This is a genomic window from Rahnella woolbedingensis (assembly GCF_003602095.1).
GTDB classification, from domain to species: Bacteria; Pseudomonadota; Gammaproteobacteria; order Enterobacterales; family Enterobacteriaceae; genus Rahnella; species Rahnella woolbedingensis.
In genome coordinates this window covers 198,719-223,614 of record NZ_RAHH01000005.1, presented here as the reverse complement: position 1 = coordinate 223,614, position 24,896 = coordinate 198,719, and the positions used below count along the sequence as shown (strand labels likewise).

Genomic DNA, 24,896 nt, shown 5'->3' with positions numbered 1-24,896 from the left:
TGTAAGTGCAGCGATGCATTGAGCTAACCAGTACTAATGACCCGAGAGGCTTAACCTTACAACACCAAAGGTGTTTTGATTTGAGAGACAGGCTCGCAAGAGTAGATTTTCAGCTGAATGTTCCGAGATTGGTTCGTAGTGCAATCCTGATTTAAGGTGAGCGGTATGAATGAAACAGAATTTGCCTGGCGGCAGTAGCGCGGTGGTCCCACCTGACCCCATGCCGAACTCAGAAGTGAAACGCCGTAGCGCCGATGGTAGTGTGGGGTCTCCCCATGCGAGAGTAGGGAACTGCCAGGCATCAAATTAGTAAAGAACGTGTTCCTTTTCCCCTGACAAGGAAAATAACAGGAACAAGCAGGTATCAGCCGATTGCTGATGCGTGTGAAAGAACCGGTGGAGCGGTAGTTCAGTTGGTTAGAATACCTGCCTGTCACGCAGGGGGTCGCGGGTTCGAGCCCCGTCCGTTCCGCCAATTATTGCATAACCCCTGAATCGAAAGATTCAGGGGTTTTTTGCATCTGTTTTTACGAATTTAAAGATCAAACAGCCTTTCTCGCCGTATAGTTTTCTTGTTGAGACTCTCATTCCGCTATTTATTACTCTGTTAGTCCCTTCAGTTAAATAGGTTTTATTAATTCGAAATAATTATTCTTACAAAATAGTAATTGTTATCAGTCATATTATTTTTATATTCCTGAAAGTTTGATAATTGGGCGTCATTCATCCTGAGAGTAATTTGTTTATATTAGGATAAATAAATGAGGCCACAATATAACTGACTGTGGAATTTTAAGTGAAATCCATAGTTCTGAGTAATATGCCGACAAATTACAGATGCAACTTTCTATGAAATATCATAAAGTCTTATTTCAGATAATTTACGAAGATCACTCATCATGAAATTCACACTGGATATGCTTGACTGGCGGGCTCTTGCTCCGGGAGTTAACAGTTGCGAACACTGGATCCAGTGGGCCCATCGGCCTGATGCAGATAAATTCTCGGGGGAAATCCCTAAAAGCGCGCAAATTCCGATGATGACCGCACGTCGCATGAGCATCGGAAGTCGTTTTGCCGTGGATATCGGTCTTTCATTGCTCGAGAATTATAAAGTCGACGCAGCCATTTTTACCAGTCGTCACGGTGAACTCGAAAAAACAGGGCGAATTTTGCATAATTTAGCAAATGAAGAGCCTGTTTCACCGACTGAGTTTTCGATGTCAGTACATAATACTGCAGCGGGGTGGCTAACGATTACCGGCAAAAATCCTCTGCCAGTGACTTCATTAGCGGCAGGTGATGACAGTTTTCAGCAGGGGATGCTGGAAGCACAATCAATGTTATCAGCGGGAGCTTCCCGCATTATGCTGGTTGATTTCGACGGACAGATCCCTGCGATATATAATGAATCGGTTAATTCTGAGTTTCTCCCTTATGCGGTGGCAATAATACTAACGGCTGGCGATACTTTGCAGTGTGAGCGTGTTTCTATGCCTGATGAACATCAGAGGTTACCTCTTACGCAGAGTCTTCAGTTCCTGCGCGGCTATCTTTCAGCTACTCCGGTATTTGATGTGAGTGCGGGTAATCGTCATCGCTGGCAATGGTCGCGTAACTTGTGATGAGAGGATCTGGACTGAACAATGAGATGTCTTCTCTGCCGAACCGTATCTGGCGGTGGCTGGCGACCGGATTCTTTTTCGCACTTTTCGGAATTGGCGGACTGTTGCTTTCGCTGATCTGGTTTAATCTGTTGCGGCTTGTCATACGCCGGCCTGACAGATTGCATCGAATGACATTAAACAGCATCCGCAGCAGCTTTCGTTTTTTTCTTGGCGGATTACGTCTGGTGGGCGTAATGGATTACCGGTTTACAGGTGATGAAAAGTTTCAGCAGGATGCCGGCTGCCTCATCGTCGCGAACCATCCCAGCTTACTTGACTATGTCATTCTGGCATCGCAAATGCCGCGTTGTGATTGCATAGTCAAACAGGCTTTGCTGCAAAACCCGTTTCTCAGTGGCGTGATTAAAGCTGCCGGATATCTGGTTAACTCGGGGTCGGATGCGCTGCTACAGGCATGTGAAACCCGACTGAAAGCGGGGGGCACGTTGCTGATCTTTCCGGAAGGCACGCGTACAGTGCCCGGTGAGCCGATGACGTTACAACGTGGTGCCGCAAACATTGCGCTGAGAGCAAATTGTGATGTAAGAATTGTTCATATTACCTGTCAGCCGCCTATGCTAACTAAACGGGGAAAATGGTATCAAATTCCTCCGGTAAAACCTCAGTTTGTTATTACTGTTGCCGATAAGGTAAAGGCTGAAGACTTTCTTAATGAAAGTGATCTTTCACCTGCTCTGGCGGCAAGACGTCTGACACAGCATTTGCGCAATGAGCTGATGCGTGGAAATACTCAAGATAATGAGAAATAAGTCATGGATTCATTAAGTAACGACATTAAAGCCCTTATCATCACGACGCTTAATCTGGAGGGTATGACGCCAGATGAGATAGAGACTCAGGCCCCGCTTTTTGGTGACGGTTTGGGGCTGGATTCTATCGATGCTCTTGAGCTGGGCCTGGCGTTGAAAAAGCAATACGGTGTGATCCTTTCGGCTGAAAATCAGGAAATGCGTGAACATTTCTATTCTGTTGAAAGTCTGGCCAGATTTATATCAGTACAGCGTGGTTAAAGAGATTCCTATGCAGAAGCAAGAAATTTACCAGCAAATTAGCGCGTTATTAATCAAGCTATTTGAAATTGATGAAAGTGATATCAGTCCTCAAGCGAAGCTTTATGAGGATCTGGAATTAGACAGTATTGATGCTGTTGATCTGGTTGTTCATTTGCAAAAGACGACGGGCAGAAAGATTAAACCTGAAATGTTCAAATCTGTAAGAACGGTTCAGGATATTGTTGATGCAATTGATGAATTGCTTAACACGCCCGAGTCCTGATTTTGTGAATAAGTCCCGGCATTTATCATTCCCACTGCTGGCAAACATTGCCCGATGGGCAATGCCGGTGGCGGTGATTGCTTATCCGATAGCTGTCTGGTGCGGATTGAAAAACTGGGGAACAGGCGTTCTGGCACCTTTGCTGATCGCCGTATTTATTTTGCGGTTACTGACTTTTCGCGGAAAATTATCCCAGCTTACCTTTTTTGGAAAAGCGATTGCCATCGTGGGCATTGTGCTGGTGGCAACCAGCGTTTTGCTGCGCGAAACTTCGATGTTGCTGTATTACCCGGTCGCGGTAAATGCTTTATTGCTGGGGATATTTTTCAGCTCGCTCAATGCCCGACAATCTCTGGTTGAGCGACTTGCCCGATTAAGTGAACCGGAATTACCGCCGCGGGGCGTGATTTATACGCGTCGGGTTACGCAGATCTGGTGCATTTTCTTTTTCTGTAATGGATTAATAGCCTTATATACCTGCCTGAAAGGCGATATGGATTTATGGGCTCTTTATAACGGCGGGATCAGTTATCTGCTGATTGGCTTATTAATGGGTATTGAATGGATAGTCAGAAAGCGTCTGCGTCAGTGATAACCCTGCCGATGTGCCAATGGCTGAGCACAGAAAGGTCTGAAGATCACCTGGTGGCCTGGAGTGAAAACCGGGAATGGCGGCAATACGAGTTTCGTCTTGATGTGCTATCTCTTATTGCCAGCCTCAGCGCGACCTCTCATTCCCGCTGGGCGTTATGTCTGGAAGATAACTATTCATTCGCAGTGGCGCTGCTGGCATTGATTTACAGCGGAAAAACGCCGGTTCTGCCCGGTCATTTTCGTCCTGCCGTATTAGCTGAACAGCAAAATGAATTTGATGCGCTGATTACCGATCTCCCTTTATCACCTGATTGCCCGGTGCTGCGTATTCCCTTCGCTCCGCAGGCGATGCTGACGGTTTTGCCAGAATGGCCGCAAGATGCCTCGGTCATTCTGTTTACTTCCGGTTCGACGGGTAAACCGCAAAGAATCGTCAAGTCGGTATCCTGTCTGGAACTTGAAAGTCAGTGGCTCTGTGGGCTGTGGGGGACGGAATTTACTGACGCGCGCTTTGCCGCCACCGTTGCACCTCATCATATGTATGGTCTGAGTTTCGCCTTCATGTTGCCGTTGTCGCTGGGGCTGCCGTTTGCGACCGCCAGCGTTAAATACCATGAACAGCTACGCTCTCTGGCTGCCGCGTATTCTCTGGTTTTCATCAGCAGCCCGGCATTTCTGGAAAGACTGGATCCGACGCTGAATACGCCAAAACTCCGGCATGTTTTTTCTGCCGGCGGCCCGCTGAAACATGCCGCCGCCCGCTTAGTCGAACGCACCTGTGGTGATTTGCCGACGGAAATCTACGGCACAACAGAAACCGGTATTATCGCTTTTCGCCGGCAGTATCAGCCCGATGGGGTCTGGACACTTTTTGGCGATATCGCTTTTTCGCCCTGTCCGGATGGCAATACGGCTCTGGTTTCGCCGCTGGTCTCACCTTCTGGCCATTTCACGCTCAGCGATGAGATAAGAATGCGGCCCTCCGATCCGCGCCATTTTGAGTTGCTGGGTCGCAAAGACCGGATCGTGAAAATCGCCGAGCAACGGGTTTCACTGACTGAAATTGAACAACGCTTGTGCCAGCGGGATCTGCTGTCGGAAGCCAGTGTGCTGACTGTGGAAAAACGCGGTCGGGTTTATGTGGCTGCGGTGCTGGTGTTAAGCCGCAGCGGAGAACAATTTTTGGATTCGCAAGGTCAGGCGGCTCTGTTGGATAACCTCCGCCAGACGCTGCGCAGCTGGATATCGCCTGTCGCGCTGCCACGATACTGGCGCATAGTTGCGGCCATCCCCCTTAACCAGCAAGGCAAACGCTCGGCTGCTGAACTACAGGAAATGTTTTTATGATTTTCCCTGATGTGCTGAATCAGCAACTCAATGGCGAAAACAGCCTGCTTCTCACGCTCACATTGCCTGCCGGTTTATTCTGGTTTGAAGGCCACTTCCCGTCTTCGCCAATCCTTCCCGGCGTGACGCAGGTGAACTGGGTCATGATCTACGCAGAAGAAATTCTGGGGATGAATAAAGCGTTTGCCGGAATGGAAGTGGTGAAATTCCAGCGACCACTATTACCTGAAGAAACCGTGGATTTGCAGATCGACTGGCTGAAAGAAAAACACCGGCTGGTATTTCGTTACAGTGTGGGTGATGCGGTCGCCAGCAGTGGAAAAATCACATTATGTCCATGATGCCGCCAGATACGTTTTCCCCCTGCCTGATTATTCCCTGTTACAACCACGGGCCGATGATGGCTGGTGTTCTGGAAAGCCTGCGGCCATTTGGTCTGCCCTGTATTGTGGTGGACGACGGCAGTGACGCGCAAACGGCAGATGAGTTACAACGTCTGGCTTGTGTAACGCCGTGGATGAGCCTGTCGCGTCTTCCGGCAAATCAGGGGAAAGGTGCAGCGGTAATGGCTGCGCTGCGACTGGCCGCCGAACAAGGCTTCACTCACGCGCTTCAGGTGGATGCCGACGGTCAGCATCAGCTTTCCGACGTCCCGGCGATGCTGGCGGAAGCCAGAAGCTACCCGGATTGCCTGATTTCAGGTCAGCCGGTTTACGATGACAGCGTGCCTAAATCGCGCCTCTATGGCCGCTATATCACGCATTTCTGGGTATGGGTCGAAACCCTGTCATTCTCAGTGAAAGACAGCATGTGCGGCTTTCGTGTTTATCCGCTCAGGCCTTGCCTGCAACTGATGGCGGAAAAGACGCTGGGATTGCGCATGGATTTCGATACAGAAATCATGGTGCGTCTTTACTGGCAGGGTACGCGCAGCCGCTTCCTGCCTACACGGGTTACTTATCCCGAAGACGGCCTCTCGCATTTCGATGCCGTTAAAGACAATGTGAAAATTTCGTGGATGCATACCCGGCTGTTTTTTGGCATGTTGCCGCGCATTCCTTATTTGCTGCGTCAGCGTAAAAACAGGCCACAACACTGGTCCGCGACGCAGGAGCGCAAAGGATTGTGGGGCATTCGCCTAATGCTGGCAGTTTACCGGACGCTGGGCTATCAGGCCTTTCGCCTGCTGCTTTATCCGGTCATCACCTATTTCTGGCTGACCGGGCGTAAACAGCGTAATGCCTCTGCCCACTGGCTTGAGCGTGTCCGACTCACCGCCGCAGAACGTCAGATCTCCCTGCCTTATCCGCTGAGCACGTTCCGCCATTTCATGCGTTTCGGTGAATCGATGCTGAGCAAACTGGCGAGCTGGCAGGGCGATAAAATCCTGACTGATGCGGTGCTGGTGAACCCCGAAATTTGCGAATCGCACATTGCCTCCGGGCGCGGCACGTTGATCCTCGCCTCACATCTGGGCGACATCGAATCCTGCCGGGCGATGGGTGCGCTCAATCACCGCGTGACTGTCAACGCGCTGGTATTTACCGAACACGCCGAGCGGTTTAATCGGGTGATGAAAGAAATTAATCCGCAGGCGGTGGTTAACCTGATTCAGGTGAGCCAGATGGGCCCTGAGACAGCCATCTTATTGCAGGAAAAACTGGATGCCGGTGAGTGGGTGGCGATTGTCGGCGACCGGACGTCAGCCAGCCAGCATCAGCGTGGCGAACATTCCCGCGTTATTTACAGCGAGTTTCTGGGCAAACCCGCCGCCTTCCCGCAGGGGCCATTTATTCTGGCCGCGGCGCTTCGTGCGCCGGTGATGCTGATGTTTGGCATCATGCAGCGACAGCAGTTGCATATTTACTGCGAATCTTTTGCCGATCCGCTTCTCCTGCCGCGTGCCAATCGTCTGCCCGCGCTTCAGGCCGCTGTCGATCGCTATGCCGCACGGCTTGAACATTACAGCCTGCTGGCACCGCACGACTGGTTCAATTTTTATGATTTCTGGCAGCATCCCGCGGATGTCGCCCCTGACAGGAAACCTGACTGATATGACTTCCAAACTTGATCCGCATTTTAACGATCCGCGATTTTCTACCCGCGTTGAAATTACCGTGCCTTTTCATGATGCTGACGCGATGGGCGTGGTCTGGCACGGCAACTATTTCCGTTATCTGGAAGTGGCGCGCGAGCAGTTACTTAAGCAATTTGATTACGGCTACCGTCAGATGGAAGCGTCGGGTTATGTCTGGCCGATAGTCGATACCCGCCTGAAATATATCGCACCGGTGCTGTTTGAGCAGCGTATTGCGGTTCATGCGCAGCTTGAGGAAATCGAGAATCGTCTGCGCATCGGCTATCAGATTTACGATATCGAAACCGGTAAACGCACGACGACAGGCTATACATTGCAGGTCGCGGTGGACGCCGCTACGAAAGAAATGTGTTTTGTCTCGCCGCAGGTACTTTTTGATAAAACAGGAGTTAGCCTGTGAAAGCCTTTCTGCTCCTTGTGATGACAATTTTCAGCATAAGCGCACATGCCGTCACGCTGGAAGAATTGCAACAGCGCTTCAGTCAGGTGCCGGTGTTGCGTGCTGATTTTTCGCAGCAAAGAACCATCAGCGGGATGGCGCAACCGCTCAATTCCAGCGGGAATTTGCTGATAGCGCAGCAGCAGGGGCTTTGGTGGCAGCAGGAAAAACCCTTCAGCCTGACCTTATTGCTGACCGAAAAACGCATGGTGCAAATCATGGCAGGTCAGGAACCACAGGTGGTGACGGCGGATAATAACCCGCAGATGTTCCAGTTTAACTCCCTGCTGAGCGCGTTGTTCCATGCAGACCGTAAGGTACTGGAAGAAAACTTCTCTCTTAATTTTACCGATCTGGGCAAAGGGGCATGGAAACTCATCCTGACACCGAAAGTGTCACCGCTGAACCGTCTGTTCCGCAGTATCACGCTCAATGGCGAAACCTTCCTCAACAATATCGATATTGACGATATGCAGGGGGACGCCACACACATTCGTTTCTTCAATCAGAAAACGACACCTGCCACGCTGACCGATGCCGAGAAACGCCATTTTGCATCCTGATCTTCACAGAAAACTGGCGCAAAGCTGGCTGCTGATTATCGCGCTGCTGGTGGCGGCACTGTTCTGGTTACTGCCACGCAGTCAGATTAACAGCAGCGTGCTGGCGCTTTTGCCCCAGCAGCAGACGGCGGATGTTCCGCAGGCGTTTTCTGACGGATTCGCCCAGCGGCTGGACAGACAGCTGATGTGGCTGGTCAGCCCGCCGCCGGGCGCCGGAGTCCAGCCCGCTGATGACTGGCTAAGGCAACTGCAAACTTTGCCACAACTGAGCCAGGTCGCAGGGCCGATGGATGCACAGCGGCAGCAGGAGTGGGGCGCTTTCTTCTTCAAACATCGCAATGCATTGCTCGATGAGGCGACCCGCCAGCGACTGAAATCGGGTGCTGAGGCGCAAAGTCAGTGGATCCTCGGCCAGGTCTATTCGGCCTTTGCAGGCGTCAGCGGTAAAGAACTGGCGAACGATCCGCTGTTGCTGGTGCGTGCTTCGCAAATGGCGCAGCAGCAAAACAGCGCCGGTATGACGCTGGATCAGGGCTGGCTGATGGCCCGTGATAAAAACGGCCGCAGCTGGTATCTGCTGCACGGTGAGCTGAAAGCCTCTTCGTATGACATCACTTCAGCTAAGCAGACCGTGGCGGCGCTCAGTGCGGCGAAACAGGCCTTTGAGGCGCGCTGGCCGGGTGCAAAAGTGCTGGAGCGCGGGACGATTTTCTACAGTCATTATGCCAGCCAGCAGGCGGAGCACGACCTGTCCACCATTGGCGTGGCATCGGTCATTGGCGTATTTGCGCTGATCTTACTGATGTTCCGTTCGGTCCTGCCGTTGCTGCTCAGTATGCTTTCTATCGCTATCGGCGCGCTGTCGGGCACCGTTTTTACCTTATGGGTATTTGGCGAAATTCACGTGATGACGCTGGTGCTGAGTACCAGCATTGTCGGCATTTCCGCCGATTACACGCTGTACTTTCTGACTGAACGGCGCGTACACGGTGAGGTGAATTCCCCGCTGGAAAGCCTGAAAAAGCTGTTCCCCGCTTTATCTGTGGCGCTGCTGACCACGGTGGCTGCCTATCTGATGTTGCTGATTGCGCCATTCCCCGGCCTGCAGCAGCTGGCCGTTTTTGCCGCCGCCGGGCTGAGTGCCGCCTGTATTACCGTGATGTGCTGGTATCCGTATTTATCGAAACGTTTGCCGGTCGGACCCACTCCGGGGCTGGCGATTATCATGCGCTGGTTGCTGGCATGGCGCAGCCGTAAGGCCGTGCGCATCGGATTGCCATTACTGATTTTAGTGCTGGTGGTGACAGGAATATCGCGGCTAAAGATCAACGACGACATCGCCGATCTGCAATCCCTTCCGGCAGATCTTCAGCAGCAGGAACAACAGATAGCCGCGCTCACCGGACAGACGAACGACCAGAAATGGCTGGTGGTGTATGGCGATAACGCAGAGCAGACACTGCAACGTCTGGAAGCCCTGCGGCCCAAGCTGGCGCAGGCTAAAGGTAAAGGGGTGATTGACGGTTTCCGTGCGATCAGCCTGCCTTCACAGGCACAACAGCAGCGCGATTTATCTTTGCTCCGCCAGCGCGCCCCGCAAATTATTGTGCAGTTACAACAGGCAGGAGTCACGGTGGCGCGCTCTGATCTCAGTGCGCAAACTGTGGATGTGCCGCAGTGGCTTAACAGCGTGGTCAGCGAAGGCTGGCGTTTGCTGTGGCTGTCACTGCCGGACGGGCGCAGCGCCACACTTATCCCGGTGAACGGCGTTCATGACAGCGCGGCGATGGCGGCGCTGGCGGCTGCCACACCGGGAACCGGCTGGATTGACCGCAAAACAGAATTCAGTAGCCTGTTCTCGCAGTACCGGGTTTATCTGACGTACCTGCTGGCGCTGGCTGTGGCGGTGATTGCGGCTATTTATCTCTGGCGTTTTCGCTTGCCGCACGGGCTGATTTGCCTCGTTCCTACACTACTTTCGCTCGGAATGGGCGTCGCCGCGCTGGGCTTCAGCGGTCACAATCTAAATCTTTTCTCGTTGCTGGCGCTGATACTGGTGCTGGGGATCGGTATCAACTACACCCTGTTTTTCACGAATCCGCGCGGTACGCCGACGACGTCTATGTTTGCCATTTTTATGGCAGTAGTGACGACATTACTGACGTTCGGCATGCTGGTGTTCAGCTCGACACAGGCGATCAGCAGTTTCGGTATCGTACTGAGCGCAGGTATCTTAACCGCCTTCCTGCTGTCGCCGCTGACCTTACCGTCTAAAAAACGAGGACGCAAAAAATGACCCGAATGACGTGGCCGGTGCTGGCGCTTCTGCTCTTAATACTTGGCGGCTGTGCGACAAATTCGCCTTCCGGGACTGAGCCTCATGCCTGGCTGAAACGCGGCGTGCAGGTGAAACTCCCCGCACCCATTCTGGAAAAACCGGTCAGTCAGCAACAGTTGCTGACGGCCACCGTCAATGGCAAACAACAGTCATTGCTGGTGCTGCTCAATGCGGATGGCAAATCGCTGCAACTGGCCGGATTGTCCCCGTTGGGGATCCGTCTGTTCAAAGTGGTCTACGATCAAACGGGGATCCACACTGAGCAGGCGATAAAAATTGAGGGTTTACCTCCAGCAAATCAGGTTCTGGCCGATATTATGTTGAGCTACTGGCCGGTTCAGAGCTGGCAACCGTTGCTGCCAGCGGGCTGGACGTTCGATGAGCAGCCGCTTCGCCGCACATTACTGGATAACGAAGGGCACGCCGTTACCCGAATTGATTACGTGGCGCAGGGCGGCTCGCGTCAGCCCGTTTCGATTACTCAGATGGCGTTTCACTACCAGATAACTATCCAGAATGTCGGTGACTAACATGATCTACTTTTCGGCCGTGGGCATGGTTAACGCGCTGGGAAACAACAGTGCGCAAATTGCCGCCAGCCTGAAGGCGGGCGTGGCGCCGGGTATGACCGTGCAGGAAGGCTGGCTGACCGAGGACCGGCCTGTGTGGCTCGGCAGTGTTACCGGCGAACTGCCTGCGATCCCGGCGGCTTTATCGGCACACCGCAGCCGTAATAATCAGCTGTTAATGGCTGCGCTGGCGCAAATTGAAGTGCCGGTGAACAATGCTGTCGCCCGCTATGGCAAAGATCGTGTGGCGATCGTGATGGGTACCAGCACGTCTGGTATTGCTGAAGGTGAGGATGCAGTACGCCATCTTCAGCAGCATGGCGAATTCCCTGCGGGCTATGATTATCAGCAGCAGGAACTGGGCGACCCTTCACAGTTTATGGCGCAACTGCTGGATCTGAGTGGTCCCGCCTATACTTTATCAACAGCGTGCTCTTCCAGCGCGAAAGCGATGATCAGCGGAAAGCGCCTGATTGAATCCGGGCTGGCTGATGTCGCGCTGGTCGGTGGTGCCGACAGTTTGTGCCGGATGCCGGTGAACGGCTTTAACAGCCTGGAATCTTATTCCCGCGGACATTGCACGCCGTTCGGGCAAAACCGCGACGGGATTAATATCGGTGAAGCATCAGCCCTGATTTTGCTGACCCGCGAACCGGCTGATATTGCCCTGCTTGGCGCCGGTGAATCATCGGATGCCTGGCATATGTCTGCGCCACATCCGGAAGGATTGGGGGCAGAACGCGCTATCAATATGGCATTAGAGCAGGCCGGTCTTCGCCCCGACGATGTGGGCTACATCAATGCGCACGGCACTGCTACACCGCTCAATGATCAGGTAGAAGCGGCTGTGATACACCGGCTGTTTGGCAACCGGACGCCGTGCAGTTCTACCAAACATCTCACCGGTCATACGCTGGGCGCGGCGGGTGCGACGGAAGCCGCGCTGAGCTGGCTTATCCTGACGCACAATATGGCATTGCCGCGACAGGATTTCAGCGTTACGCCGCGGGACCGCAGCCTGCCGGATATCCGTCTGGTGGAGACCACCGAAATGGCAGGAAAACCGGTCATTTTATCCAACTCCTTTGCCTTTGGCGGCAATAACGCCAGTCTGGTTATCGGGAGACCGTCATGAAGACGTTAAACGCGGCAGATTATTTACCGCATGAATCGCCGATGGTGTTGCTGGAAAACGTCATCGACGTGGCAGAAGAAACGGCGTTGTGCCGCGTCGTGGTATCAGAAAATAGCGTGCTGGCACCATTTCTTAATGCCCGTGGTGCGTTGCCCGCGTGGTACGCCATTGAACTCATCGCGCAAACCATTGGCGTGTGGAGTGGCTGGCACGGCGCGCAGGGCGGAGCATCGCCGCAGGTCGGCATGCTGCTGGGCGGCAGGGCGATAAAATGCAGCGTGCCGGAATTTGCTGCAGGCAGTGAATTACTGATAAGCGTTGCTATGGTATTGCGCGATGAAAAACTCGCCAGCTTTGAAGGCGTTATCTGCATTAAACGAGAACAAGACAACCTTCAGGTTGCACAGGGACGGCTAAATACGTACCAGCCAGACAAGGATGAACTTATTAAATTGACACAGGGGAAACAGGAATGACGCGTTCGGTATTAGTGACCGGTGCCAGCAAGGGGATCGGCAAAGCGATTGCCAGCCAGTTAGCGGACGAAGGCTTTTTGGTAGTCATTCACTACCACAGCGATAAAGCAGGGGCAGAAAACACCCTGCAACAGATTACGGAAAATGGCGGCAGCGGACGCATTGTGCAGTTCGATATCAGCAACCGCCAGCAGTGCCGTGAAGTGATTGAAGCCGACATCGAAGCGCATGGCGCGTATTACGGTGTGATTAATAACGCCGGGATCACCCGCGACGGGGCCTTTCCGGCACTGACTGACGAAGACTGGGACGGCGTGATCCATACCAATCTCGACAGTTTCTACAATGTTTTACACCCCTGCGTGATGCCGATGATCGGCCTGCGTCAGGGCGGGCGGATTATCGCGCTGTCTTCGGTTTCCGGCATCACGGGCAACCGCGGTCAGGTCAATTACAGTGCGGCCAAAGCCGGAGTTATCGGTGCCTGCAAGGCGTTATCGCTGGAACTGGCGAAACGTAAAATCACCGTCAACTGCATTGCGCCGGGGCTGATCGACACCGGTATGCTCGACATGGAACAACCGGCGCTGGATGCCGCCATGAGCATGATCCCGCTTAAACGTATGGGGCGTGCCGAAGAAGTCGCCGGACTGGCGAGCTATCTGATGTCGGATATCGCGGGCTATGTGACCCGCCAGGTGATCTCCATCAACGGAGGCATGGTATGATCCAGCGTGTAGTCATTACCGGCATGAAAGGCGTTACCGCGTTCGGCAACCACTGGGACGCGGTTTCTGCGCGTCTGCAACAGGGTAAAAATGCCGTCCGCCACATGGATGAGTGGCTGATTTATCAGGGGCTGAACACCCATCTGGGTGCGCCGGTGGATGATTTTACTTTGCCTGCGCACTATACCCGCAAGCGCATCCGCTCAATGGGGCGCGTTTCCCTGCTTTCGACACGCGCGGTAGAACTGGCGCTGGAACAGGCCGGTTTGCTCGATGATCCGGTACTGACAGACGGCGAAACCGGTATTGCCTTCGGTTCATCGACCGGCAGCACCGGTCCGGTGAGCGAATTCGCTACCATGCTGACCGAAAAACACACCAATAACATCACCGGCACGACTTACGTGCAGATGATGCCGCACACCACGGCAGTGAACGCCGGTCTGTTCTTCGGGCTGAAGGGGCGCGTTATTCCGACCTCCAGCGCCTGTACTTCCGGCAGTCAGGCGATCGGTTATGCCTATGAGGCCATCAGACACGGCTATCAGACCGTGATGGTAGCGGGCGGTGCGGAAGAGCTCTGTCCGTCAGAAGCGGCGGTTTTCGACACGCTGTTCGCCACCAGCCAGCAGAATGATCACCCCGAACTGTCGCCGCGTCCGTTTGATACACAGCGTGACGGTCTGGTCATTGGCGAAGGGGCCGGGGCGCTTATTCTTGAATCGCTCGACCACGCACAGGCACGTGGCGCGAAGATTTACGCTGAAATTGTCGGGTTTGCCACCAACTGCGACGCGGCGCATATCACTCAGCCACAGCAATCGACAATGCAGATTTGTATCGAAAAAGCGCTGAAAAATGCCGGTATCCCTGCATCGGAAATCGGCTATATCAGTGCGCATGGCACGGCGACAGATCGCGGTGATATTGCGGAAAGTCATGCCACCGCCGCAGTGTTTGGTATTCAGGCGCCGATCTCGTCGCTGAAAAGTTACTTCGGCCATACGCTCGGGGCTTGTGGTGCGCTGGAAGCCTGGATGTCGCTGGAAATGATGCGTGAAGACCGGTTTGTGCCGACCATCAACCTGACGCAGCCGGATCCGCTTTGCGGCGAACTCGACTACATCATGGGGGAATCGCGCCATATTCAGACCGAATTTATTCAGTCGAATAACTTTGCGTTCGGTGGCATCAATACCTCTTTAGTTTTCCGCCGCTGGCCGTAAACGATGAACTCTGCACGTCTCATGACGGCGTCGCTGGATGACAATTTTTCGCTGGCCCGTTTGCCCGCAGAAATGATCGCCAAAAGTGCCGGAATGAATCCCACCCGCCGCCAGCAATGGCGCGCGGGCAGGGCGCTGCTGGCCGAAGCGCTGGCAGTTTCCTGCGGTTGCGAGACGTTGCCGGAACTACAGATTTCAGCGCAGGGAAAACCCTTTTTTGCCGATACTTCCCTGCCGCATTTCTCTCTCAGTCACAGCAAAAATCACCTGCAATTGCTGTTATGTGCGGCGGGTGAAGCCGGAGGTGACGTGGAGCAAATACGCCCGCGTGCGCATTATCTTGACGTGGCGCGTGAAGCGTTCAGTGATACCGAGTTTCAGTGGCTGATGGAACAGGCCGAACCGCAAATGGCTTTCTGGCAACTGTGGTGTCTGCGCGAGGCCTGGCTGAAACAGCAGGGTGGCAGCGTATGGCAGATGGATAAGATCTGTCTCAATCCGGCTTTAAAGTCTTTTACGTCTGAACCTGCCACGGATACTCAACTGTGGTATTTAGCCGATGGATCTGTGATGCGTGCGCTGGCGCTGCCTGCGGGTGTTTCAGAACCTGAAGAATATGCTTTTAACGCGGCATCGGGCGATTTTATCGCGCAGGCTTCCCGGCAGTGGTCAGCGTTTTCCTCCCGCGGATTATTGCGCTGAAATCAAAAGTCTTCTGGCAAAGCGGTCGTTTTTATCCATGAACGCGCAGTTCATACTCTCTCCAAGATTTATCACCCTGAAAAATTAAAAGAGAGAACACTATGAGCATTCCTGCCTTCGGTTTAGGGACCTTCCGCCTGAAAGATGACGTCGTCAAAGCGTCTGTCGCCACCGCCGTGGAACTGGGCTATCGCGCCATTGATACCGCACAAATTTATGACAATGAAGCTGCCGTCGGCGACGCACTGGCAGAAAGCGGCGTCGCACGTGAAGAACTCTACATCACCACCAAAATCTGGATTGAAAACCTGGCGGCTGACAAAGTGATCGACAGCCTGAAAGAAAGCCTGCGTAAACTGAAAACAGATTATGTCGATCTGACGCTGATCCATTGGCCGTCACCGAATCAGGCCGTCAGCGTGGCAGAAACGATGCACGCACTCGTCGAAGCGAAGAAAATGGGGCTGACCCGTGAAATCGGTATTTCCAACTTTACCGTCGCGCTGATGCAGGAAGCGATCGATGCAGTGGGCGCGGATCAGATTGCGACCAATCAGATCGAACTGTCGCCGTTCCTGCAAAACCAGACCGTTGTCGATTTTGCCCGTCATAACGGCATTGCCGTAACGTCTTACATGACGCTGGCCTACGGCGACGCGCTGAAAGATGCGACCATTATTGCGATTGCCGCCCGCCATAACGCCACGCCTGCGCAAGTGGTTCTGGCTTGGGCATTGCAGCTGGGCTACGCGGTGATCCCTTCATCGACCCGACGCGAAAACCTGCAAAGTAATCTGCTGGCGCAGCAACTGGCGCTGACCGATGCAGATATGCAGCAGATCGCCGCGCTGGAACGCAATGGCCGTCTGGTCAGCCCTGAAGGTCTGGCACCAGACTGGGATTGATGCTCAACTCCTCCTCTTTGCCGGGGAGGAGCAAATATTTATGTTCTTCCAGCCCCAAGTTTCTCACTCAGAAAATCGATAAAACACCGGATCCGCGTACTGACGGTCTGATCGCTGTAATACACCGCGTGCAGCGGCATGGCGATACGCATGATGTCCGGCACCAGCAGTTTCACCAAATCTCCCCGCGCAACATCCTCATCAGTCATGAAATCCGACAGGCAGGCAATGCCGTTGCCCTGTAAACACAGCCTGCGCAGCGTCTCACCGCTTCCTGAACTGATAAACGGCGTGACCGTCAGTTGCTGGCCATCAGCGCACAGCAGCGGCCATTTGTTCAGCGCCATCACCTCGTTAAAGCCCAGGCAGCGGTGTTTGAGCAAATCATCGGCGCTTAGCGGAGTTCCCCATTTTTTCAGGTAATCCGGCGACGCCAGTACGCTGCGATAGCTCAGCATCAGCTTGCGTGCCCGCAGGCTGGAATCTTCAAGCTCCCCGACGCGGATCGCCACATCGACTTTATGGTCGATGAGATTGATGTTGCTCTCTGACGAAAACAGGGCGAGCGACATCTTCGGGAAGCGCTCCGTAAATTCAGATACCAGCGGCGAAATGATATGCAAAATGACCGGCGTTGCCGCGTCGATGCGTAACATCCCCTGCGGATCGTCCCGGTTCTCCAGCAAATCATCTTCGGCTGCCGCCATTTCATGGAGGATTTTCTGCACCCGCACGAAATAGCGCTCGCCCTCGTGCGTCAGGCTGATCTGGCGCGTGGTGCGGTTGAGCAGGGTGATGCCGAGCTTTTGCTCGAGGCGTTTCAGCGTACGGCTGACCACAGAATTATCCTGCCCCAGCTGTTCAGCCGCACGGCTGAAACTGCCGCTTTCGACCACGGTGACAAAGGTAATCAACTCTTCAGAACTGGCTCGCATTGTTGTTACTCCAGCATAAATCAATTGATACTTTGGTTATTTCTGTCATTTAAGCACAAGCCGATAATAGCCGCCATCAAATCGATATTCATGTGGAGTAAAGGTTATGCCGCTTGCACTATTAGCACTGACCATCAGTGCGTTCGCTATAGGTACAACAGAGTTTGTTATCGTCGGCCTGGTGCCGACCATCGCGCAGCAGCTGGGCGTTTCGGTTCCGTCAGCCGGTTTGCTGGTGTCCATCTACGCGCTCGGCGTGGCGATTGGTGCACCGGTTCTGACCGCGCTGACCGGTCGTGTACCGCGTAAAGCGCTGCTGATTGGCCTGATGGTGCTGTTCACGCTGGGCAACCTGCTGGCGTGGCAGTCACCGAATTACAGCACGCTGGTGATGGCGCGTCTGCTGACCGGTCTGGCGCATGGCGTGTTCTTCTCGATTGGCTCGACCATCGCCACCAGTCTGGTGTCGAAAGAAAAAGCTGCTTCGGCGATTGCGCTGATGTTTGGTGGTCTGACCGTTGCGCTGGTCACCGGCGTGCCGCTCGGGACATTCATCGGGCAGCATTTCGGCTGGCGCGAAACCTTCCTCGCGGTGTCGCTGATTGGTGTTATCGCCATCCTCGCCAGCGCAGTCCTGGTGCCCAATAACATTAAAAACAAACCGGCGGCGCGCATTGCCGATCAGGTCAACGTGCTGATGAATCCGCGTCTGTTGCTGATTTACGCGATTACTGCGCTGGGATACGGCGGCGTGTTCACCACCTTCACGTTCCTTGCCCCGATGATGCAGGAACAGGCCGGTTTTTCAGCCAGCATGGTGAGCTGGATCCTGCTGGCGTACGGCGTGTCGGTCGCAATTGGTAATATCTGGGGCGGCAAACTGGCTGACCGTCACGGTGCCGTCAAAGCGCTGACGATTATTTTTGCCGCACTCGCCGCGCTGTTGCTGATTTTCCAGTTCACCTCCGGCTTTGGAATTCCGGCGCTGATCACGCTGCTGGTGATGGGGGTTTTCGCCTTCGGCAACGTACCGGGATTGCAGGTTTATGTGGTGCAGAAAGCCGAGGAAGTGACACCGAACGCGGTAGATGTGGCTTCCGGTCTGAATATTGCGGCTTTTAACGTCGGTATCGCTTTAGGATCAGTGATTGGCGGTCAGGTGGTGTCCACGATGGGTCTGGCGCAAACGCCGTGGATTGGTGCGGTGATCGTTGCCGGTGCGCTGCTGCTTATCCGTCTGAGCGGGCATCTGGACCGGAAACTGAAACCCTCAATGGCCTGATTTGCAGTTTGTACTTTCTTCACGGCTCGCTTCGGCGGGCCGTTTTCGTTTTTGTGCTAGCCTGTAGATGTGACCGGGTTGTATACCAATGTAAACAGATTTGGCCTGAGCGCCTGCGGGCGTATACTGAACTTTCGCTGTGGGAATCTCTCTCATATAGCAACGATATAACGGGTAACAGGCGATTAGCGTGCGGAAAAAAACATATGCAATGAGGTATGTCGCAGGTCAGCCCGCTGAGCAAATCTTTCCGGGTGCCCTCGCACATTTAGGGCCGGATTTGCCGCCGGGTGCTGCGCTACCCAATTCGAATATTTTGCGCGTCATGGTGTGGAATATCTTTAAACAGCAGCGGGCTGACTGGTTGTCAGTTCTGCGCGATTACGGCAAAGATGCACAACTGGTGCTACTTCAGGAAGCGCAGACAACGCCGGAACTGATCCGTTTTGCGACATCCAATTATCTGGCTGCCGATCAGGTGCCGGCATTTATGTTGCCTCAGCACCCCTCTGGCGTGATGACACTGTCTGCGGCACATCCGGTTTACTGTTGCCCGCTGCGTGAGCGTGAGCCGCTTCTGAGGCTGTCTAAATCGGCATTAGTCACCGTCTATCCGCTTCTGGATGGTCGTTTGCTGATGGTAGTGAACATTCATGCCGTCAATTTCAGTATCGGTATCGATGTCTACAGCAAGCAACTCGACCCGATTGGTGAGCAGATTGCCAACCACAAAGGGCCGGTGATTATGGCGGGAGATTTCAACGCCTGGAGCAAACAGCGTATTAACGCGCTGTATGGCTTTGCGGGGAATATCCAGCTGGAGGAAGTGCGTTTTCCTTCTGACTACCGCAAGCGGGCGTTTGGCAGGCCGCTGGACTTCATCTTCTACCGCGACCTGAGCGTGACGAGTGCGTCGGTGATGGAAACGCGCGCCTCTGACCATAACCCGCTGCGGGTAGAATTTATGGCCAGTAAACCGCTGGCGCTGTAGCGCTTTTTTTGCGGTTCAAAAGAACAGCGGTCAAAAAATGCAGACATAAAAAAAGCACCCGGAATATTCAGGGTGCTTTTTTATTGCCGGTACCGCTCAAAATCAGGTATCGGGACTCATCTTGTTGCTGACGAACAACGTTAACTTGTTGCCCGGTTGCAGGTTGTCGGCATTGGTGTTCCAGCGCATCACATCTTTGATGTTTACGCCGTGACGCTTGGCAATGCTCGACAATGAATCGCCTTTACGTACCTGATAGGTGATGCTGCCACCATTGGCACTGGTATCGCTGACGCTGTTATCCGCCACTTGCAGGGTTTGCCCAACTTTTAACGCGCCTGCTGAGCGCAAATTGTTCCAACGCTGTAAATCACGAGTCTTCACATTCAGTCGGGCTGCAATGCCAGACAAGCTGTCGCCGGAGCGAACCTTGTACTGTTTTGCACCTGACGGCGTGTTGCTGGCCAGTTTGGTTTCCTGTACTGCGGCGATATCACCATCAGCCAGTGAATCTTTAAACTGGTCGACATGCGTCTTCGGCAGAACAATGTAATGCGGGCCATTAGGCGCGGTGACATTCTTCTTGTAGCCAGTGTTAAACGACTTGAGCTTGGTGAGGGACATGCCCGCCATCTCCGCCGCCTGGGTCAGTTGCATCTGCTGTCCGACTTCAACACGCGCCAGGGCACGGTCTTCATTCGGTTTCGGCAGGCTGATACCGTATTTTTTACTGTTCTTGAGAATGTCGCTTAACGCTAACATTTTCGGCACGTAAATCGATGTTTCACGTGGAAGCGACAGTGCCCAGAAGTCAGTCGGACGACCCTTAGCTTTGTTCGCTTTCACCGCCTGCATCACGCGGCCTTCACCACTGTTATACGCAGCAACGGTCAGTAACCAGTCGCCACCAAACATTTTGTTCAGGCGTTGCATCATATCAAGCGCAGCAGTTGTCGAAGCCACAACATCGCGGCGACCGTCATACCACTGGTTTTGTTTCAAACCATAGTTTCGACCCGTTTGAGGCACAATCTGCCATAACCCCGCAGCGTTAGCTGATGAGGTCGCTTTAGGATCAAAAGCGCTCTCCACTATGGGTAGCAGTACCAGTTCCATCGGCATATTACGTTTCTTAATCTGCTCGGTGATCCAGTACATGTACGGCTCTGCCCGTAATGTTACATCGTGGAGATAGCTCTTATTCTTTAAATATTTAACTCTTTGCGCGCGGATCCGGGGATTATCCGGAACCTTCATCTTCAGCTCGTCGCCTATGAAGTTCCACAAATTTTGTTGGGAGACGGTGTCGTTTCCATCCAACCATCCCCCAGAGGCCGCCCGGCCATCATCTGTGTACTGTCCTGCTTCACTTTGACTTGCTGAAGACAAACTCTGTGCATGTTGTTCCGGTACCTTCACGCCCTGCCTGGACGCCTGGCAACCTGTGAGCAACATGGAGGCGATTATTAGGATCGCGTTTGCCTTCATGTGTGTGTCATAGTTGCTTAAAAGACGAGCGATAATACTTTGCTTCGAAAAAAAACACAACCTTTGGGGCTAAAAGCTATCCTTGCGTGCCCTTAAATGGGCAAAAACATGCCAGTCAGGCTTTAAAGGATTGTTAAGGTTTAATTTGTTTTGTAAATCAATATCATCGCAACGTAAAAAGAGGTTAATTTTACGCTCAAGACCGAGGGTTGAAGGCAGGGAAGATTGTCCCTTTTCACGCATTTGTTGCACTTTGTGCTCATGAGAATGAATATCATCATCCTCCGGTAAAATGGAGCGGGCAAACTTAAGATTTGAGAGAGTGTACTCGTGTGCGGCGCAGACTAATGTTTCATCAGGCAGGGCTGCTAAGCGTTGAAACGACTGATACATTTGCTCGGGCGTGCCTTCGAACAAACGACCGCATCCGGCGGAGAACATCGTGTCTCCGCAGAAAAGATAAGGCGCGCTATAGTATGAAATATGACCAAGAGTGTGCCCCGGGGTAGCAAAGATCTGCCATTCCAGACCGCCAATTACCAATTTATCGCTATTTTTAAGACTAATCTGACTAAATTTGTTCTCAGTTTCGTGAGGTCCGTACACTTTCAGACCCGGAAAATGGCTGCAAATCTCATCAACACCCCCAACATGGTCGTGATGATGATGGGTCAGAAGGATAGCCGTCGGGGTCAGGCTGGCTTTTTTCAGCGCGGCTAAAACCGGTGCGGCTTCACCCGGATCGACAATCAGGCAATGCCCCTGCAGGTCATCGAGCAACCAAATGTAATTGTCCTGCAAGGCAGGAATACTGATAAGATTCATAACAACCTCTCTTTGGCAACTGCTTGAAAGAAGATAACAAACTATGCGACCAGCCCGTGCCCGTAAGAAAATAGTTGCACCGGCTTCATGGGAAGATATCCCATGCGGCGACTACTACCGTGCCGCGCTTGAGCAACAACTGCAACCCTGGTGGGGCAAACTCTACGGGTTTCACCTGCTAAAAATCGGCGCATTAAGTGCCGAAATCGATGCCAGCGCCTGTCCTATCTCGCATCAGGTGAACTTTGCACCGGAAGGTGAAGGGCTGCATGTTCATGGCGACCCTTATTATTTACCGTTTGCCGCAAAATCTGTGGATGCCTGCCTGCTCAGCCATACACTGGCTTACGCCGATGACCCGCACCGCATACTGCGTGAAGTGGATCGTGTGCTCATTGATGATGGCTGGATGGTGCTCAGCAGCTTTAATCCGCTCAGTCTGTTAGGCATCGGCAAACTGATGCCGGTGTTTCGCAAGCGCCAGCCTTACAGCAGCCGTTTGTTTACCCAAATGCGTTTGCTCGACTGGCTGTCTTTGCTCAATTATGAAGTGATGGTTCACCGGCGTTTTCATGTACTGCCGTGGAAAAAGAATGGCGGAAAATTGCTGAGTACGCATTTACCTGCGCTGGGTTGCATGACGCTGATTATTGCCCGCAAAAGGACTTTCCCGCTGACACCCACCGCGAAAAAAGTGCATGCGCAAAAGCAGAAAATATCGCAGGCAGTCGGGGCGACCAAGAGCTATCGTGAGAAACATCGGGATTAAGAATCTGACCTTATTCCTGACCTGCGCCGTTAGCTCTTCCAGTTCTCGTGTCCCTGGCTTATGTACATTTTATTGATGGCAGCAAAATCCATAAAACATATTAAAAGAAACTTTTCCGCTTCGGCGGTCAATAGATTCCCTGTCAGCTTCTGATACCGAAACTTCACCGATAAAATCCAGAGCTCAAAGGCGACAGGCGTGGGCTCCTGAGCCAGAACGCAAAGCCAATATATTGAATCCTTCTCCAGCATCGTCACCGGTTTTGGCCCGCGACAACACCACCACATGGGTTCCAGAATTTTATTATAAAAAGTGGCGCTGATCTTTGGGCAGACATGTTCTTTGCCACGGGGTGGACAAAAAAGAGTTTGCCAGGCTGAGATCTGACGGGTGAGTAAGGCAATAAGCAATGCCTGCGCCGAAACTGAAACGGATTGTTCTGTCATGATGTTATTACGTGCCGGAGAATAATAGTGATGCGTTTTCTGGGGGTGAAAACACCGGTGCCAGCGGTGTTTTTATCGGTTCGGGTCTGATGTTAAAAAGTAAATTTGCTTATCCTGATGCTTCAGAAGCTGGTCCAGCCCTCATTGTGCGTGACGGGTCTGGCTTTTCTCGCCGCAGCGCCGGGGTGCAATGCATAACTGACCACCGGGGTTCCCTGTTTCGTTTTGTCCTCAAGTTTGAAGACTGAAACCCTTTGCTCTAGCTGTAACGCTTGTGCTTCGAGCGAGCTTGCCGCCGCGGAGGATTCTTCGACCAATGCCGCGTTTTGTTGTGTCGTGGTGTCCATTTCTGTCATTGCTACGGAAATCTGGGAAATTCCGCGACTTTGCTCATCTGTGGCGATAGCAATTTCGTTCATGATGTCGCGAACCTGACTCACCGATGTCACGATATCTTCCATTGCCACGCCCGCACCTTCCACCAGACTGCAACCGCTGTCGACAAATCCAGTGGATTCCCGGATAAGCGCTTCGATTTCCTTCGATGACTGGGAACTGCGCTGTGCAAGATTGCGAACTTCGACCGCGACCACGGCAAAACCTTTGCCCTGTTCTCCGGCGTGTGCGGCTTCTACGGCCGCATTCAGAGCCAGAATATTGGTCTGGAAAGCAATGCCATTGATAACCGAAATAATTTCGGAAATTCGTTGTGAGCTTCGGCGTATATTTTCCATAGTTTCAACAACCTGCTGAGAAACCTGACTTCCATGAACGGCTTTTTCTGCGGCACGTTCGGAAAGCTCTCGCGCGCAATTGGCATTACTGGCATTTTGCTGCACGGTAGAAGTCAGTTCTTCCATGCTGGCCGCGGTTTCTACCACCGCTGCCGACTGTTGCTCTGTCCGGGAGGAAAGATCAATGTTACCCGCCGCAATTTCCGCAGAGGAGCGGGCGACACTGTCGACGCCTTCACGGACATCCTGAATTATCTCTTTCAGATTTTGATTCATTGCCGCAACCGCCTGCATCAGTAAACCTGACTCATCGCGACGCTCGGTAGTCAGTGTTCCGGTGAGATCGCCTTTTGCAATTCTTTCAGCCATTGCCAGAGTTTTACTCAGAGGGCGGGTGATGGAAATAGTGACCAGGTAGGCCAGCAGGATGCCAAAAACCGTGCCGAGCATAAGTACGGTGACCATGATGCTTTGTGCGGCAGCAATAGTATTGGCGGCGATGTGTTTTTGCAGTGCAAAAAGACGAGAAATAGCATTCGTGAGCTCATTCGCCCGCACAGTAAGTTGCGACGAGGCGGCGTCTTGCGCTGTCCATGCGGAAAGATAAGCCGGCATATTCGTCAGAAAACTTTGCATTTCATTGATACTTTGGCGGATCCAGGGCTGCTGGTCTTCGGAAAACTGAGGTAGCAGTTGTTGAGCCTGCAGGATGCCCGTATTGATCCGATTCGATAAATCCTTTTCTGCCTGAATAGTAGGTTTTTCCTGATAATCACTCATCATGGAGTCGATATCATTGAATACAAAGGCGAGTTGTGTTGTTTTGACTGCGATATCACTGCGTAATGTGGTATTACGGCCTAGGTTATCGGCTTTAATCGAGGCATTATAAATATCTTTGGAATTAATCAGATTGACTGCCTGTGTTTTATTCTCCAGTGCTTTAAGGAACGGCGTTGTATCTGCCAGATAATTTTTAACGGCGTCGTCAACCCGATTAAGATCCACCTTTCCTTCAGCAGACCAGGAAAATTCTCTGAGTTCAGCGACAATAGAAGCCAGTTTATGCACCGCCATTGTGTTTTGTTTCAGATATTGTTCATCATGTGTGTACTGATAATTGGTTCTGTTGAGATTGGCTTTTTCAAGTGCATTGTTTAATTCAACGGATAAAAATCCCTTTTTCGACTTATCACTGACATTGTTGAAACCATAGATCCCTGATAAAAAAACAATGAAAATGATCGTCATCATTACCGAAAATACCAGGGTAAGCTTTTTACTGACTTTTAAATTTTCAAAGTGGCGTGCGATATTCATATTCATAGTGGTATCCGGTTTCG

General features: G+C 52.7%; 26 protein-coding genes, 1 tRNA gene and 1 rRNA gene. 23 read left to right on the top strand and 5 right to left on the bottom strand.

The window, feature by feature from the left end:
• Window positions 1-184: 184 nt before the first annotated feature.
• The 20 genes from rrf to dkgB all read left to right on the top strand — a co-directional run bounded on the left by rrf (window position 185) and on the right by dkgB (window position 16,083).
• Window positions 185-300, top strand: a 5S ribosomal RNA gene (gene rrf, locus D6C13_RS05765).
• Window positions 301-398: 98 nt separating this feature from the next.
• Window positions 399-475 (top strand) — tRNA-Asp (locus D6C13_RS05760).
• 424 nt (window positions 476-899) lie between these two features.
• Window positions 900-1,625, top strand: a complete 726-nt coding sequence (locus tag D6C13_RS05755; RefSeq protein WP_120131856.1) for a beta-ketoacyl synthase chain length factor — start codon at window positions 900-902, stop codon at window positions 1,623-1,625.
• Window positions 1,625-2,437, top strand: a complete 813-nt coding sequence (locus tag D6C13_RS05750; RefSeq protein ID WP_120131855.1) for a lysophospholipid acyltransferase family protein — start codon at window positions 1,625-1,627, stop codon at window positions 2,435-2,437. The genes D6C13_RS05755 and D6C13_RS05750 overlap by 1 nt, the downstream gene beginning before the upstream one ends.
• A 3-nt stretch (window positions 2,438-2,440) precedes the next feature.
• Complete coding sequence (locus D6C13_RS05745) at window positions 2,441-2,698, top strand: phosphopantetheine-binding protein (protein ID WP_120131854.1); 258 nt, start codon at window positions 2,441-2,443, stop codon at window positions 2,696-2,698.
• A gap of 10 nt (window positions 2,699-2,708) precedes the next feature.
• The gene (locus D6C13_RS05740; protein ID WP_120131853.1) at window positions 2,709-2,963 is read left to right on the top strand and encodes an acyl carrier protein; all 255 of its coding nucleotides are present in this window, start codon (window positions 2,709-2,711) and stop codon (window positions 2,961-2,963) included.
• 61 nt (window positions 2,964-3,024) lie between these two features.
• Window positions 3,025-3,555 (top strand): COG4648 family protein, encoded by a 531-nt coding sequence (locus D6C13_RS05735; protein WP_244212641.1) that lies wholly within the window; start codon window positions 3,025-3,027, stop codon window positions 3,553-3,555.
• Window positions 3,525-4,904, top strand: a complete 1,380-nt coding sequence (locus D6C13_RS05730) for an AMP-binding protein (RefSeq protein WP_244212636.1) — start codon at window positions 3,525-3,527, stop codon at window positions 4,902-4,904. Before D6C13_RS05735 ends, D6C13_RS05730 begins: the two co-directional genes overlap by 31 nt.
• A complete protein-coding gene (locus D6C13_RS05725; protein ID WP_120131852.1) occupies window positions 4,901-5,245 on the top strand; it encodes a 3-hydroxyacyl-ACP dehydratase FabZ family protein in 345 nt (114 codons plus the stop codon). Before D6C13_RS05730 ends, D6C13_RS05725 begins: the two co-directional genes overlap by 4 nt.
• Window positions 5,236-6,957, top strand: a complete 1,722-nt coding sequence (locus D6C13_RS05720) for a glycosyltransferase family 2 protein (RefSeq protein ID WP_120131851.1) — start codon at window positions 5,236-5,238, stop codon at window positions 6,955-6,957. Before D6C13_RS05725 ends, D6C13_RS05720 begins: the two co-directional genes overlap by 10 nt.
• A 1-nt stretch (window position 6,958) precedes the next feature.
• Complete coding sequence (locus tag D6C13_RS05715; RefSeq protein ID WP_120131850.1) at window positions 6,959-7,402, top strand: acyl-CoA thioesterase; 444 nt, start codon at window positions 6,959-6,961, stop codon at window positions 7,400-7,402.
• Window positions 7,399-8,004 carry a LolA family protein gene (locus tag D6C13_RS05710; RefSeq protein WP_120131849.1) on the top strand — a complete coding sequence of 202 codons (606 nt, stop codon included), beginning with the start codon at window positions 7,399-7,401 and terminating at the stop codon, window positions 8,002-8,004. The genes D6C13_RS05715 and D6C13_RS05710 overlap by 4 nt, the downstream gene beginning before the upstream one ends.
• Window positions 7,994-10,300, top strand: coding sequence for an MMPL family transporter (locus tag D6C13_RS05705; RefSeq protein ID WP_120131848.1), 2,307 nt, complete (start codon window positions 7,994-7,996; stop codon window positions 10,298-10,300). The genes D6C13_RS05710 and D6C13_RS05705 overlap by 11 nt, the downstream gene beginning before the upstream one ends.
• Window positions 10,297-10,872: a DUF3261 domain-containing protein gene (locus D6C13_RS05700; RefSeq protein ID WP_120131847.1), complete on the top strand. Its 576-nt coding sequence runs from the start codon at window positions 10,297-10,299 to the stop codon at window positions 10,870-10,872. Before D6C13_RS05705 ends, D6C13_RS05700 begins: the two co-directional genes overlap by 4 nt.
• A 1-nt stretch (window position 10,873) precedes the next feature.
• Window positions 10,874-12,046, top strand: coding sequence for a beta-ketoacyl-[acyl-carrier-protein] synthase family protein (locus D6C13_RS05695; protein ID WP_120131846.1), 1,173 nt, complete (start codon window positions 10,874-10,876; stop codon window positions 12,044-12,046).
• On the top strand, window positions 12,043-12,522 hold the full coding sequence (locus D6C13_RS05690) for a hotdog family protein (RefSeq protein WP_120131845.1): 480 nt from the start codon (window positions 12,043-12,045) through the stop codon (window positions 12,520-12,522). Before D6C13_RS05695 ends, D6C13_RS05690 begins: the two co-directional genes overlap by 4 nt.
• Window positions 12,519-13,250 carry a 3-ketoacyl-ACP reductase FabG2 gene (locus D6C13_RS05685; RefSeq protein ID WP_120131844.1) on the top strand — a complete coding sequence of 244 codons (732 nt, stop codon included), beginning with the start codon at window positions 12,519-12,521 and terminating at the stop codon, window positions 13,248-13,250. The genes D6C13_RS05690 and D6C13_RS05685 overlap by 4 nt, the downstream gene beginning before the upstream one ends.
• Window positions 13,247-14,476, top strand: coding sequence for a beta-ketoacyl-ACP synthase (locus D6C13_RS05680; RefSeq protein WP_120131843.1), 1,230 nt, complete (start codon window positions 13,247-13,249; stop codon window positions 14,474-14,476). Before D6C13_RS05685 ends, D6C13_RS05680 begins: the two co-directional genes overlap by 4 nt.
• 3 nt (window positions 14,477-14,479) lie before the next feature.
• Window positions 14,480-15,178, top strand: a complete 699-nt coding sequence (locus tag D6C13_RS05675; RefSeq protein ID WP_120131842.1) for a 4'-phosphopantetheinyl transferase superfamily protein — start codon at window positions 14,480-14,482, stop codon at window positions 15,176-15,178.
• A 101-nt stretch (window positions 15,179-15,279) separates the two neighbouring features.
• Entirely contained in the window at window positions 15,280-16,083 is an 804-nt protein-coding gene (dkgB, locus tag D6C13_RS05670; RefSeq protein ID WP_120131841.1) for a 2,5-didehydrogluconate reductase DkgB, read from the top strand.
• A gap of 38 nt (window positions 16,084-16,121) precedes the next feature.
• Here dkgB and yafC read toward each other — a convergent pair whose 3' ends face one another.
• On the bottom strand, window positions 16,122-17,018 hold the full coding sequence (yafC, locus tag D6C13_RS05665; RefSeq protein WP_120131840.1) for a DNA-binding transcriptional regulator YafC: 897 nt from the start codon (window positions 17,016-17,018) through the stop codon (window positions 16,122-16,124).
• Between the two features lie 106 nt (window positions 17,019-17,124).
• On the opposite strand from yafC, the gene D6C13_RS05660 reads away from it, so the two are divergent.
• Window positions 17,125-18,300 (top strand): MFS transporter, encoded by a 1,176-nt coding sequence (locus D6C13_RS05660; RefSeq protein WP_120131839.1) that lies wholly within the window; start codon window positions 17,125-17,127, stop codon window positions 18,298-18,300.
• Between the two features lie 190 nt (window positions 18,301-18,490).
• Complete coding sequence (locus D6C13_RS05655; RefSeq protein ID WP_120131838.1) at window positions 18,491-19,291, top strand: endonuclease/exonuclease/phosphatase family protein; 801 nt, start codon at window positions 18,491-18,493, stop codon at window positions 19,289-19,291.
• A gap of 102 nt (window positions 19,292-19,393) precedes the next feature.
• On the opposite strand, the gene mltD is transcribed toward D6C13_RS05655, so the two are convergent.
• Together mltD and gloB are read right to left on the bottom strand one after the other, a co-directional pair.
• The gene (gene mltD / locus D6C13_RS05650; RefSeq protein WP_120131837.1) at window positions 19,394-20,779 is read right to left on the bottom strand and encodes a murein transglycosylase D; all 1,386 of its coding nucleotides are present in this window, start codon (window positions 20,777-20,779) and stop codon (window positions 19,394-19,396) included.
• A gap of 69 nt (window positions 20,780-20,848) precedes the next feature.
• Window positions 20,849-21,604 carry a hydroxyacylglutathione hydrolase gene (gloB, locus tag D6C13_RS05645; protein ID WP_120131836.1) on the bottom strand — a complete coding sequence of 252 codons (756 nt, stop codon included), beginning with the start codon at window positions 21,602-21,604 and terminating at the stop codon, window positions 20,849-20,851.
• Window positions 21,605-21,647: 43 nt separating this feature from the next.
• On the opposite strand from gloB, the gene D6C13_RS05640 reads away from it, so the two are divergent.
• Window positions 21,648-22,373: a class I SAM-dependent methyltransferase gene (locus D6C13_RS05640; RefSeq protein ID WP_120131835.1), complete on the top strand. Its 726-nt coding sequence runs from the start codon at window positions 21,648-21,650 to the stop codon at window positions 22,371-22,373.
• A gap of 29 nt (window positions 22,374-22,402) precedes the next feature.
• Here D6C13_RS05640 and D6C13_RS05635 read toward each other — a convergent pair whose 3' ends face one another.
• Entirely contained in the window at window positions 22,403-22,819 is a 417-nt protein-coding gene (locus D6C13_RS05635) for a hypothetical protein (RefSeq protein WP_120131834.1), read from the bottom strand.
• A gap of 122 nt (window positions 22,820-22,941) precedes the next feature.
• Window positions 22,942-24,873 (bottom strand): methyl-accepting chemotaxis protein, encoded by a 1,932-nt coding sequence (locus D6C13_RS26065; protein ID WP_120131871.1) that lies wholly within the window; start codon window positions 24,871-24,873, stop codon window positions 22,942-22,944.
• Between the last annotated feature and the right edge of the window lie 23 nt (window positions 24,874-24,896).